Source organism: Streptomyces sp. NPDC034099 (assembly GCF_055575415.1).
The window spans coordinates 39,111-57,208 of sequence record NZ_JBVISR010000017.1; the positions used below are offsets into that span (position 1 = coordinate 39,111).

13 protein-coding genes are annotated in these 18,098 nt (G+C 71.8%); 2 read left to right on the forward strand and 11 right to left on the reverse strand.

Annotated elements, in window-relative coordinates; genetic code table 11:
• Positions 1–29 precede the first annotated feature (29 nt).
• From ACZ56V_RS34440 to ACZ56V_RS34465, 6 genes are all read right to left on the reverse strand, one after another.
• Positions 30–572, reverse strand: a complete 543-nt coding sequence (locus ACZ56V_RS34440) for a GNAT family N-acetyltransferase (RefSeq protein ID WP_398914941.1) — start codon at positions 570–572, stop codon at positions 30–32.
• A 70-nt stretch (positions 573–642) separates the two neighbouring features.
• On the reverse strand, positions 643–1,491 hold the full coding sequence (locus ACZ56V_RS34445; RefSeq protein WP_198601929.1) for a GNAT family N-acetyltransferase: 849 nt from the start codon (positions 1,489–1,491) through the stop codon (positions 643–645).
• Between the two features lie 100 nt (positions 1,492–1,591).
• Positions 1,592–2,749, reverse strand: coding sequence for a flavodoxin-dependent (E)-4-hydroxy-3-methylbut-2-enyl-diphosphate synthase (gene ispG / locus ACZ56V_RS34450; RefSeq protein WP_352146767.1), 1,158 nt, complete (start codon positions 2,747–2,749; stop codon positions 1,592–1,594).
• Positions 2,750–3,005: 256 nt separating this feature from the next.
• Positions 3,006–4,298 carry a M50 family metallopeptidase gene (locus tag ACZ56V_RS34455; protein WP_398915004.1) on the reverse strand — a complete coding sequence of 431 codons (1,293 nt, stop codon included), beginning with the start codon at positions 4,296–4,298 and terminating at the stop codon, positions 3,006–3,008.
• 8 nt (positions 4,299–4,306) lie between these two features.
• Positions 4,307–5,563: a 1-deoxy-D-xylulose-5-phosphate reductoisomerase gene (dxr, locus tag ACZ56V_RS34460; protein ID WP_398914937.1), complete on the reverse strand. Its 1,257-nt coding sequence runs from the start codon at positions 5,561–5,563 to the stop codon at positions 4,307–4,309.
• Positions 5,564–5,659: 96 nt separating this feature from the next.
• Positions 5,660–7,633 (reverse strand): acyl-CoA dehydrogenase family protein, encoded by a 1,974-nt coding sequence (locus ACZ56V_RS34465; protein ID WP_468947531.1) that lies wholly within the window; start codon positions 7,631–7,633, stop codon positions 5,660–5,662.
• A gap of 292 nt (positions 7,634–7,925) precedes the next feature.
• Between ACZ56V_RS34465 and ACZ56V_RS34470 the strand changes: the two genes are divergently transcribed.
• Positions 7,926–8,939, forward strand: coding sequence for a LacI family DNA-binding transcriptional regulator (locus tag ACZ56V_RS34470; protein WP_398914933.1), 1,014 nt, complete (start codon positions 7,926–7,928; stop codon positions 8,937–8,939).
• A 57-nt stretch (positions 8,940–8,996) separates the two neighbouring features.
• The gene (locus ACZ56V_RS34475; RefSeq protein WP_467384617.1) at positions 8,997–11,048 is read left to right on the forward strand and encodes a glycoside hydrolase family 31 protein; all 2,052 of its coding nucleotides are present in this window, start codon (positions 8,997–8,999) and stop codon (positions 11,046–11,048) included.
• Positions 11,049–11,103: 55 nt separating this feature from the next.
• Here ACZ56V_RS34475 and ACZ56V_RS34480 read toward each other — a convergent pair whose 3' ends face one another.
• The 5 genes from ACZ56V_RS34480 to ACZ56V_RS34500 are packed head-to-tail and all read right to left on the reverse strand — an operon-like array spanning position 11,104 to position 18,095.
• A complete protein-coding gene (locus tag ACZ56V_RS34480; protein ID WP_398914930.1) occupies positions 11,104–11,844 on the reverse strand; it encodes a glycoside hydrolase family 12 protein in 741 nt (246 codons plus the stop codon).
• A gap of 38 nt (positions 11,845–11,882) precedes the next feature.
• Positions 11,883–14,111, reverse strand: a complete 2,229-nt coding sequence (locus ACZ56V_RS34485) for a glycosyl hydrolase family 95 catalytic domain-containing protein (RefSeq protein ID WP_468947534.1) — start codon at positions 14,109–14,111, stop codon at positions 11,883–11,885.
• Positions 14,108–16,090 (reverse strand): beta-galactosidase, encoded by a 1,983-nt coding sequence (locus tag ACZ56V_RS34490; RefSeq protein WP_468947536.1) that lies wholly within the window; start codon positions 16,088–16,090, stop codon positions 14,108–14,110. Before ACZ56V_RS34490 ends, ACZ56V_RS34485 begins: the two co-directional genes overlap by 4 nt.
• Entirely contained in the window at positions 16,090–17,016 is a 927-nt protein-coding gene (locus tag ACZ56V_RS34495; protein WP_468947600.1) for a carbohydrate ABC transporter permease, read from the reverse strand. The genes ACZ56V_RS34490 and ACZ56V_RS34495 overlap by 1 nt, the downstream gene beginning before the upstream one ends.
• Positions 17,017–17,057: 41 nt before the next feature.
• A complete protein-coding gene (locus ACZ56V_RS34500) occupies positions 17,058–18,095 on the reverse strand; it encodes an ABC transporter permease (RefSeq protein ID WP_398914924.1) in 1,038 nt (345 codons plus the stop codon).
• Between the last annotated feature and the right edge of the window lie 3 nt (positions 18,096–18,098).

Below are 18,098 nucleotides of genomic sequence, written 5' to 3' on the forward strand. Positions count from 1 at the left end.
GCCGGGGGGTCCGGTGCGGTGGAAATCGGTTATCGACCGGCCGGTGGCCTGTGCAGGGGCAGCGGGGCGCCCATCACCGCGTACGGCTTGGGGGCGCTGGGGAAGTGCACCTGGCGGGCCAGGTCCTGGTAGCCGAGGGAGCGGTAGAGGCCTCGGGCGGGGCTCTCGGTGTCGATCGCGGAGAGGATCGAGCGGGGCTCGGTGGCGGCGTCGGTGATCGTGGTGATCAGGGCGCGGCCCGCGCCGCGGTTCTGGTACGCCGGGTGCACGTGGAGTTCCGTGATGACGAAGGAGTCGTCGAGCCAGGCGTCGGTGCCCTGGGCGCGGAGGTAGGGCTCGACGACGGTGGACCACCAGTGGGTGCGGTCGTTGGGCATGCCGTAGACGAAGCCGACGAGGCGGCCCCGGACGGTGGCGCCGAGGGCTCTGGCGCCCGGGTGGGTCATGTGGCGCAGGACGATCTGACGGCGGACGGCCACCTCGTCGGGGCCGAGGCCGAAGGCGGCGGCTTGGACGGCCAGGGCCTCGTCCACGTGCGCGGAGAGGTCAAGTGGGCCGATCACGTGGTCCATGCCGGGGAGCCTACAGGGGCGTTGTGGTGGGAGTGCTGGTGCCGGTGGTGGGCCCGGGGCTGCCGCGGGTTCAGAACAGGACGCTCATGAACGCGCCCACTTCTTGGAAGCCGACCCGGAGATACGTCCGTCGCGCCGCGGTGTTGAAGTCGTTGACGTAGAGGCTCGCCACCGGGGCGACGTCCGCGAGGGCGTAGCGCAGGACCGCCGCCATGCCGGGTGCCGCCAGGCCCTTGCCGCGGTACTCGGGGGCCACCCACACGCCCTGGATCTGGCAGGCGCGGTCGGTGGCGGCGCCGATCTCGGCCTTGAAGACGACCTTGCCGTCGGCGTCGAAGCGGGCGAAGGAGCGGCCGGAACCGACGAGTTCGGCGACCCGGGCCTGGTAGAGCAGGCCGCCGTCGCCGGCCATCGGGGAGATGCCGACCTCCTCGGTGAACATCGCCACGCAGGCCGGCATGATCCGTTCCATCTCGTCCTTGCGGACGCGGCGGACGTAGGGGTCCGGGGCGATGTCGTCGGGGAGGCGGTCGGTGACCATGAGGGGCTGGCGGGTGCGGACCTCGCGGGCCGGGCCCCAGCCGGGTTCGAGCAGCCGCCACAGCTGGGCGGTCGGGCCGGCGGGGCCGACGATCGAGGAGCAGCGGCGGCCGGCCCGGCGGGCGCGGTCGGCGAAGGCGCGGACGGCGCGGGGGGTGGCGCAGATGGGCACGAGGTTGGCGCCCGCGTAGCACAGGGACGTGAGCATGCCGTGCTCGTACCAGCCCCACATCTCGCCGCCGAGGCGCCACGGGTCGAGTCCGGCGATCTGGACGCGGGCGGTCACGAAGGCGTTCGTGACCGGGTCGCGGTCGAGGATGGCGAGCGCGGCGTCCAGGTCGCTCGGTTCGAGCACGCGGGAGGTGGTCTGCGTCAACACGTGCGGGGGCCTCACCCTGAGATCTGCTGGTTCCCGCACTGTACCTGCCGCGAATATGCCGCGCCGCCCCCCTGGGGCGACGCGGCAGCGGTGGGAGGGATCAGCCCGCCACGGCGACGGAGGGCTCGCCGGAGGCCACGCCGTCCTTCTCCATCTGCTCGGCGATCTTCATGGCTTCCTCGATGAGGGTCTCCACGATCTTCGACTCGGGGACGGTCTTGATGACCTCGCCCTTCACGAAGATCTGGCCCTTGCCGTTGCCGGAGGCGACGCCGAGGTCGGCCTCGCGGGCCTCGCCGGGGCCGTTGACGACGCAGCCCATGACGGCCACGCGGAGGGGGACCTCCATGCCCTCGAGGCCGGCGGTGACTTCCTCGGCAAGCTTGTACACGTCGACCTGGGCGCGGCCGCAGGACGGGCAGGAGACGATCTCCAGGCCGCGCTGGCGCAGGTTCAGCGACTCCAGGATCTGGATGCCGACCTTGATCTCCTCGACCGGCGGAGCGCTCAACGACACCCGGATGGTGTCGCCGATGCCCTGGGAGAGCAGGGCGCCGAAGGCGACGGCCGACTTGATGGTGCCCTGGAAGGCGGGGCCGGCCTCGGTGACGCCGAGGTGGAGGGGGTAGTCGCACTGGGCGGCGAGCTGGCGATAGGCCTCGACCATGACGACCGGGTCGTTGTGCTTGACCGAGATCTTGATGTCCCGGAAGTCGTGCTCCTCGAAGAGCGAGGCTTCCCACAGAGCGGACTCCGCCAGCGCTTCAGGGGTCGCCCTGCCGTACTTCTGGAGCAGGCGGCGGTCCAGGGAGCCCGCGTTCACGCCGATGCGGATCGGGGTGCCGTGGTCCTTCGCCGCCTTGGCGATCTCCTTGACCTTGTCGTCGAACTGCTTGATGTTGCCCGGGTTCACCCGGACCGCCGCGCAGCCGGCCTCGATCGCGGCGAAGACGTACTTGGGCTGGAAGTGGATGTCCGCGATCACCGGGATCTGCGACTTCTTCGCGATGACGGGCAGCGCGTCGGCGTCGTCCTGGGTGGGGCAGGCCACACGCACGATCTGGCAGCCCGACGCCGTCAGCTCGGCGATCTGCTGGAGCGTGGCGCCGATGTCGGACGTGCGGGTGGTCGTCATGGACTGCACCGACACGGGGGCGTCGCCGCCCACCGCCACGGGCCCGACCTGGATCTGCCGGCTCTTGCGGCGCTCCGCGAGCCTGGTCGGAACGTCCGGCATGCCGAGAGAAATCGCAGTCATCTGCTGTGCAACCCCAAGTCGTGGATCAAGGTCCGGTCCCGTTCAGCGGCGGGCTCCGGCAATCGAGATTACGGCACCCGCATGAACACCGGGTACGCGGCGTACGGGCCTGCACCCTTTGGCGTCCATCTGCCGGGCGTAGGGAGTGAAGCCCGGTCCGGAGGGACATGCTCTCCGGATCGGGCTTCTCATCGGATCGGTCCGACGGTCGGTGGATCGGGTGATCACGCCGGATCCCGCGCGGACGGTCCGGTCGTCAGGTGATGCGCACCGGGTTGACGACGTCCGCCACCAGCACGAGCAGCGTGAAGCAGACGAAGACGCCCGCCACCACGTAGGCCACCGGCATCAGCTTCGCCACGTCGAAGGGCCCGGGGTCGGGCCTGCGCAGCACCTTGGCGGTGGCCCGGCGCAGCGACTCCCACAGCGCGCCCGCGATGTGGCCTCCGTCGAGCGGCAGCAGCGGGAGCATGTTGAAGAGGAACAGGGAGAGGTTGAAGCCGGCCACCAGCATGACGAACATGGCGAGCTGCTGGGTGGGCGGGATGTCCAGGGTGGCGATCTCCCCGCCGACGCGGGCGGCGCCGACGACGCCCATCGGGGAGTCGGCCTCCCGGGGTCCGTCGCCGAAGGCCGCGTCCCACAGGGCGGGGATCTTGGCGGGCAGCGCGGCGAGGGAGTCGACGGCGTCGCCGATCCGGTCGCCCATCCAGGTCACGGACTGGCCGAAGTCCTGTTTCACCACGCCCGTGGCGGCGCTGAAGCCGAGGAAGCCGGCGGTCACGTACTCGCCCTGGACGATCTGTCCGTGGGAGTCCTTCTTGGCGACCTTGTTGGTGGCGATGGTCGCGTGGAGGGTGATCTCCTCGCCCTTGCGCTCGACGACGACCGGCACCTTCTCGCCGGGGTTGGCGCGGATCAGGTTGGACAGCCTGTCCCAGTCGTCAGTCCGTACGCCGTCGAAGGCGACGATCTTGTCCCCGGCCCGGAGGCCCGCCGCGGCGGCCGGGGAGGCCGGGTCCGCCTTGGTGCAGTCGTCGCGGTTCTCGCTCTGCGAGATGACGCACTGCGAGACGGAGCTGACGGTGGTGGTCTGCTGCGAGATGCCGAAGCCCATCAGCACGGTGAGGAAGAGCACCACGGCGAGGATGAGGTTCATGAACGGACCGGCGAACATCACGATGACGCGCTTCCACGGCTTGCGCGTGTAGAAGAGGCGCTTCTCGTCACCGGGCCGCAGTTCCTCGAAGGCGGCCGAGCGGGCGTCCTCTATCATCCCGCGCCAGGGCGAGGTGGAGCGTGCCTCCAGGCGGCCGTCGGGACCGGGCGGGAACATGCCGATCATGCGGATGTAGCCGCCGAAGGGGATGGCCTTTACCCCGTACTCGGTGTCGCCCTTCTTCTTCGAGAAGAGCGTCGGTCCGAAGCCCACCATGTACTGCGGCACCCGGATGCCGAACATCTTGGCCGTGGACAGGTGGCCCAGCTCGTGCCAGGCGATGGAGAAGAGCAGACCGACGGCGAAGAGGACTATGCCGAGGATGAACATCAGGGTCGTCATGCACGGGCCTCCGCCGTCTGTGCCGCCAGTTGCCGGGCCCGGGCGCGTGCCCAGGTCTCCGCTTCGAGGACGTCCGCGACGGTGAGCGAGGTTCCCGTACCGGGGGTGCCGTGCTCCTCGACCACCCGCGTGACGGTCTCCATGATCCCGAGAAACGGCAGCGCGCCGGAGCGGAACGCCTCGACGCACTCCTCATTGGCGGCATTGAACACCGCCGGGGCCGTGCCCGCGAGCTGTCCGACGTGCCGGGCCAGGTCCACCGAGGGGAAGGCCTCGTTGTCGAGCGGGAAGAACTCCCAGGTCGAGGCCTTGCTCCAGTCGAAGGCGGGGGCGGCGTCGGGGACGCGTTCGGGCCAGCCGAGGCCGACGGCGATGGGCCCGCCCATGTCGGGGGGCGTGGCGTGGGCCAGGGTCGATCCGTCCGTGTACTCAACCATCGAGTGGACATACGACTGCGGGTGCACGACCACCTCAATGCGGTCGAAGGGAATGTCGTAGAGCAGATGGGCCTCGATCACCTCCAGGCCCTTGTTGACCAGGGTGGCGGAGTTGATCGTGATCACCGGACCCATGGCCCAGGTGGGGTGGGCGAGGGCGTCCTCGACGGTGACGGCCGCCAGCTGGTCCCTCGTCCGGCCACGGAAGGGGCCGCCGGACGCGGTGACGACCAGCTTGCGCACGTCGGCGCGGGTGCCGGCGGCCAGCGCCTGGAAGAGGGCGGCGTGCTCCGAGTCGACCGGGATGATCTGGCCCGGCTTGGCCAGCGCCTTGACCAGCGGGCCGCCGACGATGAGCGACTCCTTGTTGGCCAGCGCGAGGGTGCGGCCCGCCTCCAGGGCGGCGAGGGTGGGCGCGAGTCCGATGGAGCCGGTGATGCCGTTGAGCACCGTGTGGCAGTCGGAGGCGGCGAGCAGGGTGGCCGCCTCCGGCCCGGCGAGGATCTCCGGGAGCGGCTCCCCCGCGCCGTACTGGGCGGTGAGCGCCTCCCGCAGCACCGGCACGACGTCCTCGCGGGCGACGGCGACGGTCCGCGCCTTCAGCCGGTACGCCTGCTCGGCGAGGAGGGCGACCCGGCCGCCGTTGGCGGACAGGGCGGTGACCCGGAAGCGGTCCGGGTTGCGCAGCACGAGGTCGATGGCCTGGGTCCCGATCGACCCGGTGGACCCGAGGATCACCACGTCCTTCGGGCCGTCGCCCGCCACCGGGTCGTAGACGAGGTGGGGGTCGGCGAGTGGGGCTGGACTGTCGCTCATCCCCCCATTGTGGCCGCAACGGCCCTCCGGGAGGACAGCGCGTCCCTCGCACGGGTGTCGCGCACCCGCGCGAGGGATCGCCGGGGCCGGGCCCGGTCAGCCGATGGCGCGGCGGACGTTCTCCCGCTGGGACGGGCCCGGTGTGGCGTCCGCGATCCACGGGCCGTCGCCCGAGGGGTCGACGACGCCCTGCTCCAGCCACTCGTACGCGCCGCCCAGCACGCCCTTGACGACCTTGCGGTCCAGGTCGTCGGTGTTGCTCCACAGGCGGCCGAAGAGTTCCTCGACCCGGAGGCGGGACTGGCGGCAGAAGGCGTCGGCGAGCTGGTAGGCCTCGCGGCCGTGGTCGTCCTTGGCGCGCAGGTGCTCGGCGCGCACACAGGCGGCGCTCATCGCGAACAGCTCCGCGCCGATGTCGACGATCCTGCCCAGGAAGCCCTGCTTGGTCTCCATCCGGCCCTGCCAGCGGGACATGGCGTAGAAGGTGGAGCGGGCGAGCTTGCGGGCGGTGCGTTCGACGTAGCGCAGGTGACCGGACAGGTCGGGGAGGCCCGAGGGGTGGAAGTCGGCGTACGAGCGCGGGAGTTGGCCGGGGCCGGCGACGAGCTTCGGCAGCCACTTGGCGTAGAAGACGCCGGCCTGCGCGCCCGCCCTCGCCTTGTCGGACAGGGTCTTGTCGGGGTCGATCAGGTCCCCCGCGACCGAGAGGTGGGCGTCGACGGCCTCGCGTGCGATCAGCAGGTGCATGATCTCGGTGGAGCCCTCGAAGATGCGGTTGATGCGCAGGTCCCGCAGGAGTTGCTCGGCGGGGACCGCGCGCTCGCCGCGGGCCTCGAGGGAGGCTGCGGTCTCGAAGCCCCGGCCGCCGCGGATCTGGACCAGTTCGTCGGCCATCAGGCAGGCCATCTCGGAGCCGTAGAGCTTGGCGAGGGCGGCCTCGATGCGGATGTCGTTGCGGTCCTCGTCGGCCATCTGGGAGGAGAGGTCCAGGACGGCCTCCAGCGCGAAGGTCGTCGCCGCGATGAAGGAGATCTTGGAGCCGACCGCCTCGTGCAGCGCGACCGGCTTGCCCCACTGCTCGCGCACCGCCGACCACTCGCGGGCGATCTTCAGGCACCATTTGCCGGCGCCGACGCACATGGCGGGCAGCGAGAGGCGGCCGGTGTTGAGGGTGGTGAGGGCGATCTTGAGCCCGGCGCCCTCGGGGCCGATGCGGTTGGCGGCCGGGACGCGGACGCGGTGGAAGCGGGTGACGCCGTTCTCCAGGCCGCGCAGGCCCATGAAGGCGTTGCGGTTCTCGACGGTGATGCCCTCGGAGGCGGCCTCGACCACGAAGGCGGTGATGCCCCCCTTGCCGTCCTTGCCGTCCGTGCCTCCCTCGCCCTTCTCCGGCTTGGGGACGCGGGCCATGACCACGAGGAGGTCGGCGACGACGCCGTTGGTGGTCCACAGCTTCACGCCGTCGAGGACGTAGTCGTCGCCGTCCCGGACGGCGGTGGTGGCCAGGCGGGCCGGGTCGGAGCCGACGTCCGGCTCGGTCAGCAGGAACGCCGAGATGTCGGTGCGGGCGCAGCGCGGCAGGAACGTGTCCTTCTGCTCCCGGGTGCCGAACATCTTCAGCGGCTGCGGCACGCCGATCGACTGGTGGGCGGAGAGCAGCGCACCGATCGCCGGGTTCGCGGACCCGACCAGGGCGAGGGCCTTGTTGTAGTAGACCTGGGTCAGGCCGAGACCGCCGTACTTGGTGTCGATCTTCATGCCGAAGGCGCCCAGCTCCTTCAGCCCGGTGATCACGTCGTCGGGGATCCGCGCGTCGCGCTCGATCACCGCCCCGTTGATCTTCGTCTCGCAGAAGTCGCGCAGCTTGGCGAGGAACTCCTCGCCCCGCTGGACGTCCTCGTCGGCCGGGAGGGGGTGGGGGTGGAGGAGGTCGAGACGGAAGCGGCCGAGGAACAGCTCCTTGGCGAAGCTGGGCTTGCGCCAGTCCTGTTCCCGGGCCGCCTCCGCGACCTGTCGGGCCTCACGTTCGGTGACGGTGGGACGGGAGGAGGGGGTGGGTGGTGCGGACATGAGGCTCACCTCGCCACGAATCGCCCTGCACGAACTTGCGGACGTACGTTACTAGTCGGTGCTACTCGATCGTATGTACCCGATCCCGGGCGGCCCAGCCACCCTTCGTGCGGCCGTTCGGCCGATACTGCGGGGGGAGACTCGACGAGGGGAACGCGGAGGAAATGGCAGTCGAAGCGCTTCGACTGACTATGGACACCTATCCTCGCTGCGGCTACTGTCGAACCACCCTCGCCCGCCCCTGTTAGCCCCCACGCGCTGTCGAAGCGCTTCACAAAGCTTGGAGAGCTGGATGGTCACCCTCGCCGAGGTCGCCCAGCACGCCGGAGTCTCGGCGAGCACGGTGAGCTATGTCCTCAGCGGCAAGCGGTCCATCTCCACCACCACCCGGCAGCGGGTCGAGGAGAGCATCCGGAAGCTCGGCTACCACCCGAACGCGGGTGCCCGCGCCCTGGCCAGCAGCCGGTCGAACATCATCGCTCTCATGATCCCGCTGCGCACCGACATGTACGTGCCGGTGATGATGGAGATCGCGATCGCGGTCGCGGCCGGCGCGCGCACCCACGGGTACGACATCCTGCTGCTCACCGGCGAGGAGGGCCCCGACGCGGTGCGCCGCGTCACCGGCAGCGGACTCGCCGACGCGATGATCCTCATGGACGTCGAACTCGACGACGAGCGGCTCCCCCTGCTGCGCGACACCCACCAGCCGTCCGTACTGATCGGGCTCCCCGCCGACACCGAGGGCCTGACCTGCGTCGACTTGGACTTCCGGGCGACCGGTGCGCTCTGCGTGGAGCACCTGGCACAGCTGGGCCACCGGGACATCGCGGTCATCGGCGAGGCCGCCGCCGTCTACGAGCGGCACACCGGCTTCGCCGAGCGCACCCTCGACGGTCTGCGCACCCGCGCACGGGAGCTGGGGCTGCGGCTGCTGCACCGGCCCTGCGACGGCGGGTACGACGCGATGGCCGCGACGCTGGCCCGGGTCTTCGACGAGCGCCCGGACACCACGGGTTTCGTCGTCCAGAACGAGGCGGCGGTCGAGCCGCTGCTCGCCCTGCTGCGCCAGCAGGGCCGGGCCGTGCCGGAGGACGTGTCGGTGGTCGCGGTCTGCCCCGAGCAGGTCGCCACCCAGGCCTCGGTGCGGCTCACCTCGGTCGCGGTGCCCGCGCAGGAGATGGGGCGGCGGGCCGTGGAACAGCTGGTCGCCAAGCTCGACGGCCGCGGCAGCGACGAGGTCGTGCTGCTCGCGCCGGAGCTGACGGTCCGGGCCAGCTCGGGACCGGCGCCCGTCCGGCCGTAGCACTCCTCCGCCCCGCTGCCCTCCGACCCCCGCAGGACTCTCCCAGGAGCGTGCCTCGTGATCCAGCCCGCCCAGTCGGCGTCCCCGGTCGGCCTCGCCCAGTCCTCCCCCACCGTCGGCACCTTCCGGGAGCGGGACGGCGCCCTGGAGTGGAGCGGCCGTCAGGAGACCGTCCGGATCGAGCCGTGGGGTCCGGATGCCGTCCGGGTACGGGCCCGCCTCGGCGGTCCGGTGCTGGAGGACCTGCCGGGGGCGCTGCTCCCCGAGGCCCCGTCGACCGGGAGCACCGTCAAGATCGAGGACGGGCACGGCACGCTCACCGTCGGCGCGCTGACCGTTGAGGTCGGTGCCGAGGGGCTGGTGCGCTTCGTGCGCACGGCGGACGGCGGTGAGCTGCTGGCCGAGGAGCGGGCCCACTTCTGGTGGCCCGGGCCGCGCCTGTACACGGCGGTCGGAGGCGGCCACCACCGCCTGGAGCAGCGCTTCGCCGCCTACGAGGACGAGAAGCTGTACGGCCTCGGTCAGCACCAGCACGGCAGGCTCGACCAGAAGGGCCTGGTCGTGGACCTGGTCCAGCGCAACGCCGAGGTCTCCATACCGGTGCTCACCTCCAGCCGCGGCTACACGCTGCTGTGGAACAACCCGGCGATCGGCCGTGTGGAGCTGGCCCTGGGCGGCACCCGCTGGGTCGCCGACTCGGCCCGCCAGATCGACTACTGGATCACCGCGGGCGCCCCGGCCGACACGCAGCGCCGCTACAGCGCGGTGACCGGCCGCACACCGATGCTGCCTGCCTGGGCGGCGGGCTTCTGGCAGTGCAAGCTGCGCTACCGCACCCAGGACGAACTGCTCGCCGTGGCCCGCGAGTACAAGCGGCGCGGACTGCCCATCGACGCGATCGTCTGCGACTTCTTCCACTGGACCCACCTGGGCGACTGGAAGTTCGACCCGGCCGAGTGGCCCGACCCGGCGGCGATGGTCCGGGAGCTGGACCAGCTGGGCGTCAAGCTGGTCGTCAGCGTCTGGCCGTCGGTGTCGCCGCTGTCCGAGAACCACCCGGTGATGGAGCAGCGCGGCCACTTCATCGGCACCCAGTACGGCCCGCTGGCGCACGCCGACTGGCCGGACAAGGGGGTGGCGTCAACGGTCCAGGTGGCCTTCTACGACGCCACCAACCCCGAGGCCCGCGCGTTCGTGTGGTCGAAGGTCAAGGAGAACTACCTCGACCCGTACGGCATCACGGCCTTCTGGCTGGACGCCTGCGAACCGGAGCTGAAGCCGGGCTTCCCGGAGAACCTGCGCTACTGGGCGGGCCCGGGACCGGAGGTCGGCAACCTCTACCCGGCCGAGAACTCCCGCGCCTTCGACGAGGGCCTGCGCGCGTCCGGCGTGGACGAGGTGATCACCCTCAACCGCTCGGCGTGGGCGGGCAGCCAGCGCCACGGCGCCGCCCTGTGGTCCGGCGACATCGGCACCGACTTCGCGACCCTGCGCCGTCAGGTCGCGGCCGGGCTCAACACCGCGCTCTCCGGCATCCCCTGGTGGAACACGGACATCGGCGGCTTCCACGGCGGCGACCCGGACGACCCGGCCTACCGCGAGGTGCTGGTGCGCTGGTTCCAGTTCGGCGCGCTGTCCCCGCTGATGCGGCTGCACGGCTTCCGCGACCCGGGCATGCCGCTGGGCCCGGACATGACCGGCGGCCCGAACGAGGTGTGGTCGTACGGCGACGAGGCGTATCCGATCCTGGAGAAGTACCTGCGGCTGCGCGAGCGGCTCAAGCCGTACGTGCTCGGCGTGATGCGCGAGGCGCACGAGGTGGGGCTGCCCGTGATGCGGCCGCTGTTCCTGGAGTTCCCCGCGGACCCGGCGGCCTGGGCGGTGGACGACGCCTACCTCTTCGGCCGGGACCTGCTGGTCGCGCCGGTGCTGACGGCGGGCGCCACGGTCCGGACGGTGCACCTCCCGGCGGGTGCGCGCTGGACGGACGCGTGGACGGGCGAGAGGTACGGGGGCGGCGCCGCCGTGACGGTGGACGCGCCGCTGGACCGGATCCCGCTCTTCCTCCGGGACGGCGCACGGTTGCCGGTGGCCGCGGACGCGGAGTGAGCACGGGGGCCGGCCCCGGGACCGGCCCCCGTGCGGTGGTGCGCGGGTGCCGTGGTCAGCCGCCGCTGACCGTCAGGTTGTTGGTGCGGAAGTCCAGGCCGCCGGCGGACGAGGTGATCTCGTAGCCGAACTGCACGTCACCGATGGTCTCGTTGCCCATCCAGCCCTTGGTGTCCTTGATCCACTTCAGGATCGGGAGGATGTCCACCGTGCCGGAGTTCGAGTCCGAGGTGCGCAGGAACGAGAAGACCTCGTTGGCGCCGTTGTCCCCCTTGTAGACGTTCCAGGTGTGACCGCCGAGGCTGACGGTCCCCTGCGCGGTGCCGAGGGGGCCGACGGCGCCGTTGTAGTTGACCCAGAGCATGATCTCGTAGTCGTAGTCCGTGTCCCAGATGTCGTACGAGGTGTTGTACGCGCCGGAGGACGGGACCGTGACGTTGTAGCTGCTGCTGAGCGAACCGAGGGAGGTGACCGGCTTGTTGATCACCTTCTTGGCGTTCGGGTAGGACTTGATGCCGCCGGTGTTGGGGTGGTCCGCCCAGACGCCCCAGTTGGTGCCGGAGTTGGCCCAGACACACTGGCTTCCCGCGCCGGAGCCCCAGATGTTGTTGTAGAGGGTGTAGCCGTCCAGGGTGGTGTTGCCCCACTGGTCGCAGGAGTTCCAGACGGCGGCCTGGGCGGGGGCGGAGGCGAGGCCGACGGTGGCGCCGAGCGCGAGGGCCGGGGCGAGGAGCGCGGTCAGGGTGCGCGTGCGGACGCGGGTCCGGGTGTGGGTGGGGCGCGTGCGTGGTGCCATGGCGTTTCCTTCCATGGGTGGGGGGACGTGCGCTGGTGTTACCGCGCCTTGACGCTGATGACGCGGTCCTCCCCGGCGACGAGGTCGAGCGGTTCGGCGCCGGAGGGAGTCCTGAGTTCGATGCGGCGGGAGCGGTCCGGGCGCAGGACGGCCGTCGCGCCGCCGTCGGGCGTCCAGGTGAGGTCGACGGTGGCCCCGAACCGGGTGCGTACGCCCCTGAGTCCGCCCTGCGGGCAGGAGGCGGGCAGGGCGGGCAGCAGGACCAGCCGGCCGGGGGTGGACTGCACGAGCATCTCGACGAGCACGGCGGGCAGGGCGTGCGCGGCGTCCGCGTTGTAGACGTCGCGGTGGGGGTAGTGCGCGCTCATCAGGGACGCGTGGAAGTAGTCGCCGTCCAGTACCCGGCCGAGCGCGTGGGCGACCCGGTCGCCGTCGCGGAGCCTGACCGCGACCAGGGCGTGGTGGAGGTGGCCGTGGGCGGAGTCGTTCTCGGCGCCGCGCAGTTCGAGGGCGCGGTGCGCGGCCTCGGCGAGGCCGGGGGTGTCGTACGGGTTGATCTCCTCCAGCGGCCAGACGCCGTAGAGGTGGCTGAGGTGGCGGTGGTCGTAGGTGTCCGCCAGGCCGGGCCACGCCCACTCGGCGAGCGCGCCGTCGGCGTTGACCCGGTGCGCGGGGAGGCGGTCGGCGAGGGCGCGCCAGCGGTCGGCGTGCCCGGGGTGGCGGGCGGCGGCGGTGAGCAGGGCGTGCCGGGCGGCGGAGAGGTCCATCGCCGCGTTCAGGGTGCCCCAGCTCGCGTTCGCGGGACGGTTCTCGGGCGAGTAGGAGGGGACGACGGCCAGGTGGCCGTGCTCGTCGGCGCGGTGGAGGAAGTCCTCGTAGAAGAGGGCGACTTCGGCCAGGGCGGCGGTGGTGCGGGGGTCCTCGGTGCCGTGGGTCTCGTCGTGGTCGACGAGGGGCTTGAGCAGCCAGTCGGCGCCCGCGGTCCACAGGTGCAGCGGGTATTCGCGGCTGAAGTGGTACGTGTGGCCGCACTCGCCGTCGGTGTGCGAGGGCGCGACCACGCCCCGGGTGCCGAAGATCTCGCGGGCGTTGTCCCGCCAGTCGGGCAGTTGCCGGTGGACCAGGGCGGCGTGGGCCTCGGTGACCTCGGGGAGGGCGGCGGCCGCGGCGGAGGCGGTCTGGAGGTTGAGGTTGGCGTTGGTGGTGAAGGCGCCGGACCAGGCGGTGTTCCAGTCGCCGGTCCACAGGCCGGTGAGGCGGGGCGGGAGCAGGCCGCTCGCCGACAGCAGGTGGTAGCGGCCGGCGGCGAAGAGCCGTTCCAGGAGGGCGGCGCCGCCGCCGGGCCGGGCGAGCAGGACCGAGCCCGGCAGGGCGCGTTCGGCGGGGTCGGCGGCGAGGTCGAGGGTGACGCGGTCGTAGGCGGTGCGGTGGTGGGTCAGGTGCCGGGCGAGCAGGTCGTCGTACGAGGCCGCGGGCGGGGCTCCGTCCAGCAGGTCGCGCAGGGCGCGGGTCTCGGCGACCGTGTCCAGCTCGCCGGTGTGGCGGCGCACCCGGGTCAGCAGCAGCACCTCGGTGGCGCCCTCGACGAGGACGCCCGGCGGTACGAGCTTCGTGGTGCCGCCGGTGACGGCGGCGAGGGTGACGCCGGTGTAGGCGAGGCCGCTGCCGGGATAGCGGGCGCGCAGGGTGAGCAGGGCGCCCTCGGGGGTGAGGACGGTGCCGTGGCCGATGCCCAGCCCGGCGGGGGCGCCGGGGAGACGGGGGTCGAGGGACAGGTCGAGGGTGAGGCGCGGGGCGGTGACGCGCTGGACGATCACGTCGTCGGCGCGGGAGACGAAGACACGGCTGATCCAGGCGCCGCGGGTGGCCGTGGTCTCGCCGGTGGCGAAGTCGACGGCGCGGCGGTAGGGGGCGTGGGTGTCGAGGGCGTCGGTGTCCTGCGGCCGGTCCAGGCGCAGTTGGAAGGCCGGGTGGAAGGGGCGTACCCAGCGCAGCGGGCGGCCGTCGGTGAAGTCCTCGGCGGCGGTGGCGTCCCCGGCGAGCAGGCGCTCCTGGAGGGCGGGGAGTCCGGCGGCGAGCGCGGGCGGGCGGCGGTGTGCGTCGTCGCCGTCCGGGCGGACCAGGGTGTGGTGGGTGACGATCACCCGGTCGGCGTTCGGATCACCGAACACGAGGGCGCCGTGGTGGCCGTTGCCGCTCAGGAAGGCGTCCTCCCAGCGGGCGGCGGGCTCCGGCTCCCAGGTGCCCTGCACGGGCGTGCCGCTCATGACGTCGGCTCCGGGTCGCCCAGCACGGCCACGCCGTAGCGGCCGAGGGCGACGTGGTCGGTGACGACGGCTCCGGTCAGCAGGTCCCGGTGGGTGCCGGGGACGTCGACGGTGACCGGGTCGCGGCCGTGGTGGAGGAGGAACAGCAGGTCGCCCCGGCGTACCGCCTCGACGTCGGCCGGGAGGGCGTCGAGCACCGGGCGGACGCCCGCGTCGGACGCGGCGCGGGCCAGGAGGTCGCGCAGCGCGTCCGGCTCGGGGAGGGTGGAGAGGTACCAGGCGCGGCCCTTGCGCAGGACGGCCGGGAGTCCGTCCAGCTCGCCGCCCCGGTACGGGACCGTCTCGGACGCGGTGCCGTCGGGTTCGATCTCCTCCGACCAGAGGGTGCCGCGGAAGCCGTCGCAGTCGGCGCTCTCGCCGGCGTCCAGGGGCCACCACTCGTGCAGGGTGCGGATGCCGAACAGCTCGCGCAGCCGGGCGTCCATGCCGCCGGCCCTGACCCGGTCGTCCAGGTCGGCGACGCCGGTGAGGAAGCCGCAGACGAGGGTGCCGCCGCCGCGGACATGGGCGAGGAGGTTGTCGATCGCCGCGTCGGTGAGGGCGTAGAGCTGGGGCACGACGACGACCCTGTACGGGGTGAGGTCGCCCTCCGGGTGGGCGAAGTCGGTGGTGAGGTGGGCCCGCCACAGCGCGCGGTGCCAGGTGCGCAGGACGTCCGCGTGGTCGACGCGGGCGGAGGGCCGGGCCTCCTGGTCGGCGGCCCACCAGGAGTGCCAGTCGTGCAGGACGGCGATGTCGGCGCTGATCGTGCCACCGGCCGCGTACGGGCCGAGCCGCGCGAGGTCGGCGCCGAGCTGGACGACCTCCTGGTGGGTACGGCCCTCCTCCCCCGCGTGGGACACCATCCCGGAGTGGAACTTCTCGGCGCCCTGCCGTGACTGGCGCCACTGGAAGTAGCAGACGGCGTCGGCGCCGCGGGCCACCGCCTGGAGCGACCAGAGGCGGTTGAGGCCGCGCGGCTTGGGGTGGTTCACTCCGCGCCAGTTGACGGGTCCGGCCGCCTGCTCCATGAGCATCCACGGGCCGCGCGCCTGCGAACGGGTCATGTCCTGGACCAGGGCGCCCTCCTGGGCGCCGAACGGGTCGCGCGGGTCGGGGTAGAGGTCGACGGAGACCACGTCCTCCTCCTCGGCCCAGCGCCAGGCGTCCTGGCCGGACCACAGCGGCATGAAGTTGGTGGTGACCGGGATGTGCGGGGTGTGGCGGCGGACGATGTCGCGCTCGGCGGTGTAGCACTCCAGGAGCATGTCGGAGGTGAAGCGCCTGAAGTCCAGGACCTGGGTGGGGTTCCTCAGGTAGTGGGCGTGGCGGGGTGGGGCGACCTCGGCCCAGTCGCCGTAGCCCTGGCTCCAGAAGGCGGTGCCCCAGGCGGTGTTGAGGGCGTCGAGGGTGCCGTAGCGGTCCTGGAGCCAGCGGCGGAAGCGGGTGGCGGCCTCGTCGCCGTAGTCGTAGGTGCAGTACTCGTTGTTGATGTGCCACAGGGTCAGGGCCGGATGGCCCGCGTACCGCGCGGCGAGGGCCTCGGTGACGGCGGCGGCGTGGCGGCGGTAGGTGGTGCTGGAGTGCGAGAAGTGCTGTCGGCCGCCCCACCACTCGGTGCGGCCCTCAGCGTCGCGGGGCAGGGTGTCGGGGTGCAGGTGTCCCAGCCAGGGCGGGGGCGAGGCGGTGGGGGTGGCGAGGACGACGCCGATACCGGCCTGGTGCATCAGGTCCATGAGCCGGTCCAGCCAGGCGAAGTCGTGGACGCCGGGGCGTGGTTCGAGCCTGGACCAGGAGAAGACGCCGAGGGTGACGGAGTTGACGCCGGCGGCCTTCATCAGGCGGACGTCCTCGGGCCAGGTCTCCTCGGGCCACTGCTCGGGGTTGTAGTCGCCGCCGTAGAGGATGCGCCGGCCGGTGACGTCGGACAGGTTCGGCATCAGCCCTTCACCGCCCCGGTGAGCATGCCCTTCTTGAAGTGGCGCTGGACGAAGGGCGACAGTACGGCGACCGGCAGCAGGGCCATGACCATCACGGCCATCTGCACGGCAAGGCCGGAGAGTTCACCGGTCTTGATGGCCTGGCCGAGGCCGACCGGAGCCTCCTGCTTCTGCACCAGCTGGATCATGACGTTCTGCAGGGGCAGCATGTCCTGGTCGTTCAGGTAGAGGGAGGCGTTGAACCAGGCGCTCCAGTAGCCGACGGCGTAGAACAGGGTGATCACCGCGACGACCGCGCGGGACAGCGGCAGGACGATCTGCCACAGGATGCGCAGGTCCCCGGCGCCGTCGATGCGGGCGCTGTCGGTCAGTTCCTGGGAGATGCCCATGAAGAAGCCGCGCAGCACCAGGATGTTGAAGACGCTGATCGCGCTCGGCAGGATCAGCGCGAGGTAGCTGTCGGTCAGGCCGAGGGACTGCACCAGCAGGTAGGTGGGGATGAGACCGGCGCTGAAGAACATCGTGGCGAGCAGCACCATGAGGATCCAGCGGTGGCCGAGGGAGCCGGTGCGGGAGAGGCCGTAGGCGCACAGCACGGACACCGCCATGGAGAACAGGGTGCCGACCAGCGTGACGCCGATGCTGACGAGGGCGGCGCGGGTGACCTGGCCGCCGCTGAGCAGTTCCTGGTAGGCGGCGAAGGTGATGTCCTTGGGGATCATCACCAGGCCGCCGGCCTCGTCGATGGACCTGCGGCTGGACAAGCTGGTGACGACGACGATCCACAGCGGGAACAGGATGCCCAGGCAGGCCAGGAGCAGCACGAGCCCCTTGCCGGCGAGTCCGGCCCGGCTGGGCTTCTCCTCCCACGCGGGGCGGGGCGGGGCCGCCCACGGGCGGGGCCGGCGCACGGGCGCCTCGCTCACGGCGGTCGCCTCCCGTACGGCCGTGGCTTCGGGTACGGCGGTCACTTCTTGTACACCCCCTGCTCGCCCATGAGGTGGGCCACCTTGTTGGCCACCAGCACCAGGCCGAGGCTGATGACGCCCTTGACGAGCCCCGCGGCGGCCGCGTAGCCGAAGTCCTGGTTGCGCACGCCGTTCCACCACACGAAGGTGTCGAGGACCTCCGCGGCGCCGGGGCCGACGGCGTCGCGTTGCAGCAGGATCTGTTCGAAGCCCACCGTCAGGGCGTCGCCGACGCGCAGCACCAGCAGCAGGGCGATCACCGGGCGCAGCGCGGGCAGCGTGACGTGCCACATGCGGCGCCAGCGGTTCGCGCCGTCCATCGCGGCGGCCTCGTACAGGTCGGGGCTGACCGAGGCGAGGGCGGCGAGGAAGACGATGATCCCCCAGCCGGCGTCCTTCCACACGCTCTGCGCGGTGACCAGGAACTTGAAGGTGTCCGGGTCGGTCATGACGCTGAGCCCGTCGTACCCGTGGTCGCGCAGCAGCTGGGACAGCAGCCCGGCGCCGCCGAGCAGCTGCTGGAAGACGGCGATGACCAGCACCCACGAGAAGAAGTGCGGCAGGTAGAGGATGGCCTGCGAGATCGCCCGCACCCGGGGCCTGACCACGCTGTTGATGAGCAGCGCGAGCCCGATGGGGATCGGGAAGTACAGCAGGAGCTGGAGCACGAAGAGCACGAGCGTATTGCGCACCGAGTTCCAGAAGGCGGAGTCCTCGAAGATCCGCTGGAAGTTCTCCAGGCCCACCCAGGGGCTGTGCAGCATGGAGACGACGCCGTTGTCGGAGATGTACGGGTCGTACTCCTGGAAGGCGACGACGTTTCCGAGGATCGGCACGTAGTTGAAGAGCAGCACCAGCAGCACGGCCGGCAGGGTCATCAGCAGCAGTACGCGGTCGCGCCGGAACCGCAGCCGCAGGCTCAGCTTCCCGGGGTGCCGCTTCTTCCGGCGGGGGCCGGTGGCGTCACCGGACGCCACCGGGGTCTTCTTCGTCGCATCGGCCTCGGTCCTGGTCCGAGGCACCGTGCTGTGGGACACGGT

What these genes read in the sequence shown, in the direction of transcription:
- ACZ56V_RS34440 (WP_398914941.1), bottom strand. Translation starts at nt 572, where the DNA reads ATGGACCACGTGATCGGCCCACTTGACCTCTCCGCGCACGTGGACGAG.
- ispG (WP_352146767.1), bottom strand. Translation starts at nt 2,749, where the DNA reads ATGACTGCGATTTCTCTCGGCATGCCGGACGTTCCGACCAGGCTCGCG.
- ACZ56V_RS34455 (WP_398915004.1), bottom strand. Translation starts at nt 4,298, where the DNA reads ATGTTCATCCTCGGCATAGTCCTCTTCGCCGTCGGTCTGCTCTTCTCC.
- dxr (WP_398914937.1), bottom strand. Translation starts at nt 5,563, where the DNA reads ATGAGCGACAGTCCAGCCCCACTCGCCGACCCCCACCTCGTCTACGAC.
- ACZ56V_RS34465 (WP_468947531.1), bottom strand. Translation starts at nt 7,633, where the DNA reads ATGTCCGCACCACCCACCCCCTCCTCCCGTCCCACCGTCACCGAACGT.
- ACZ56V_RS34470 (WP_398914933.1), top strand. Translation starts at nt 7,926, where the DNA reads ATGGTCACCCTCGCCGAGGTCGCCCAGCACGCCGGAGTCTCGGCGAGC.
- ACZ56V_RS34480 (WP_398914930.1), bottom strand. Translation starts at nt 11,844, where the DNA reads ATGGCACCACGCACGCGCCCCACCCACACCCGGACCCGCGTCCGCACG.
- ACZ56V_RS34485 (WP_468947534.1), bottom strand. Translation starts at nt 14,111, where the DNA reads ATGAGCGGCACGCCCGTGCAGGGCACCTGGGAGCCGGAGCCCGCCGCC.
- ACZ56V_RS34490 (WP_468947536.1), bottom strand. Translation starts at nt 16,090, where the DNA reads ATGCCGAACCTGTCCGACGTCACCGGCCGGCGCATCCTCTACGGCGGC.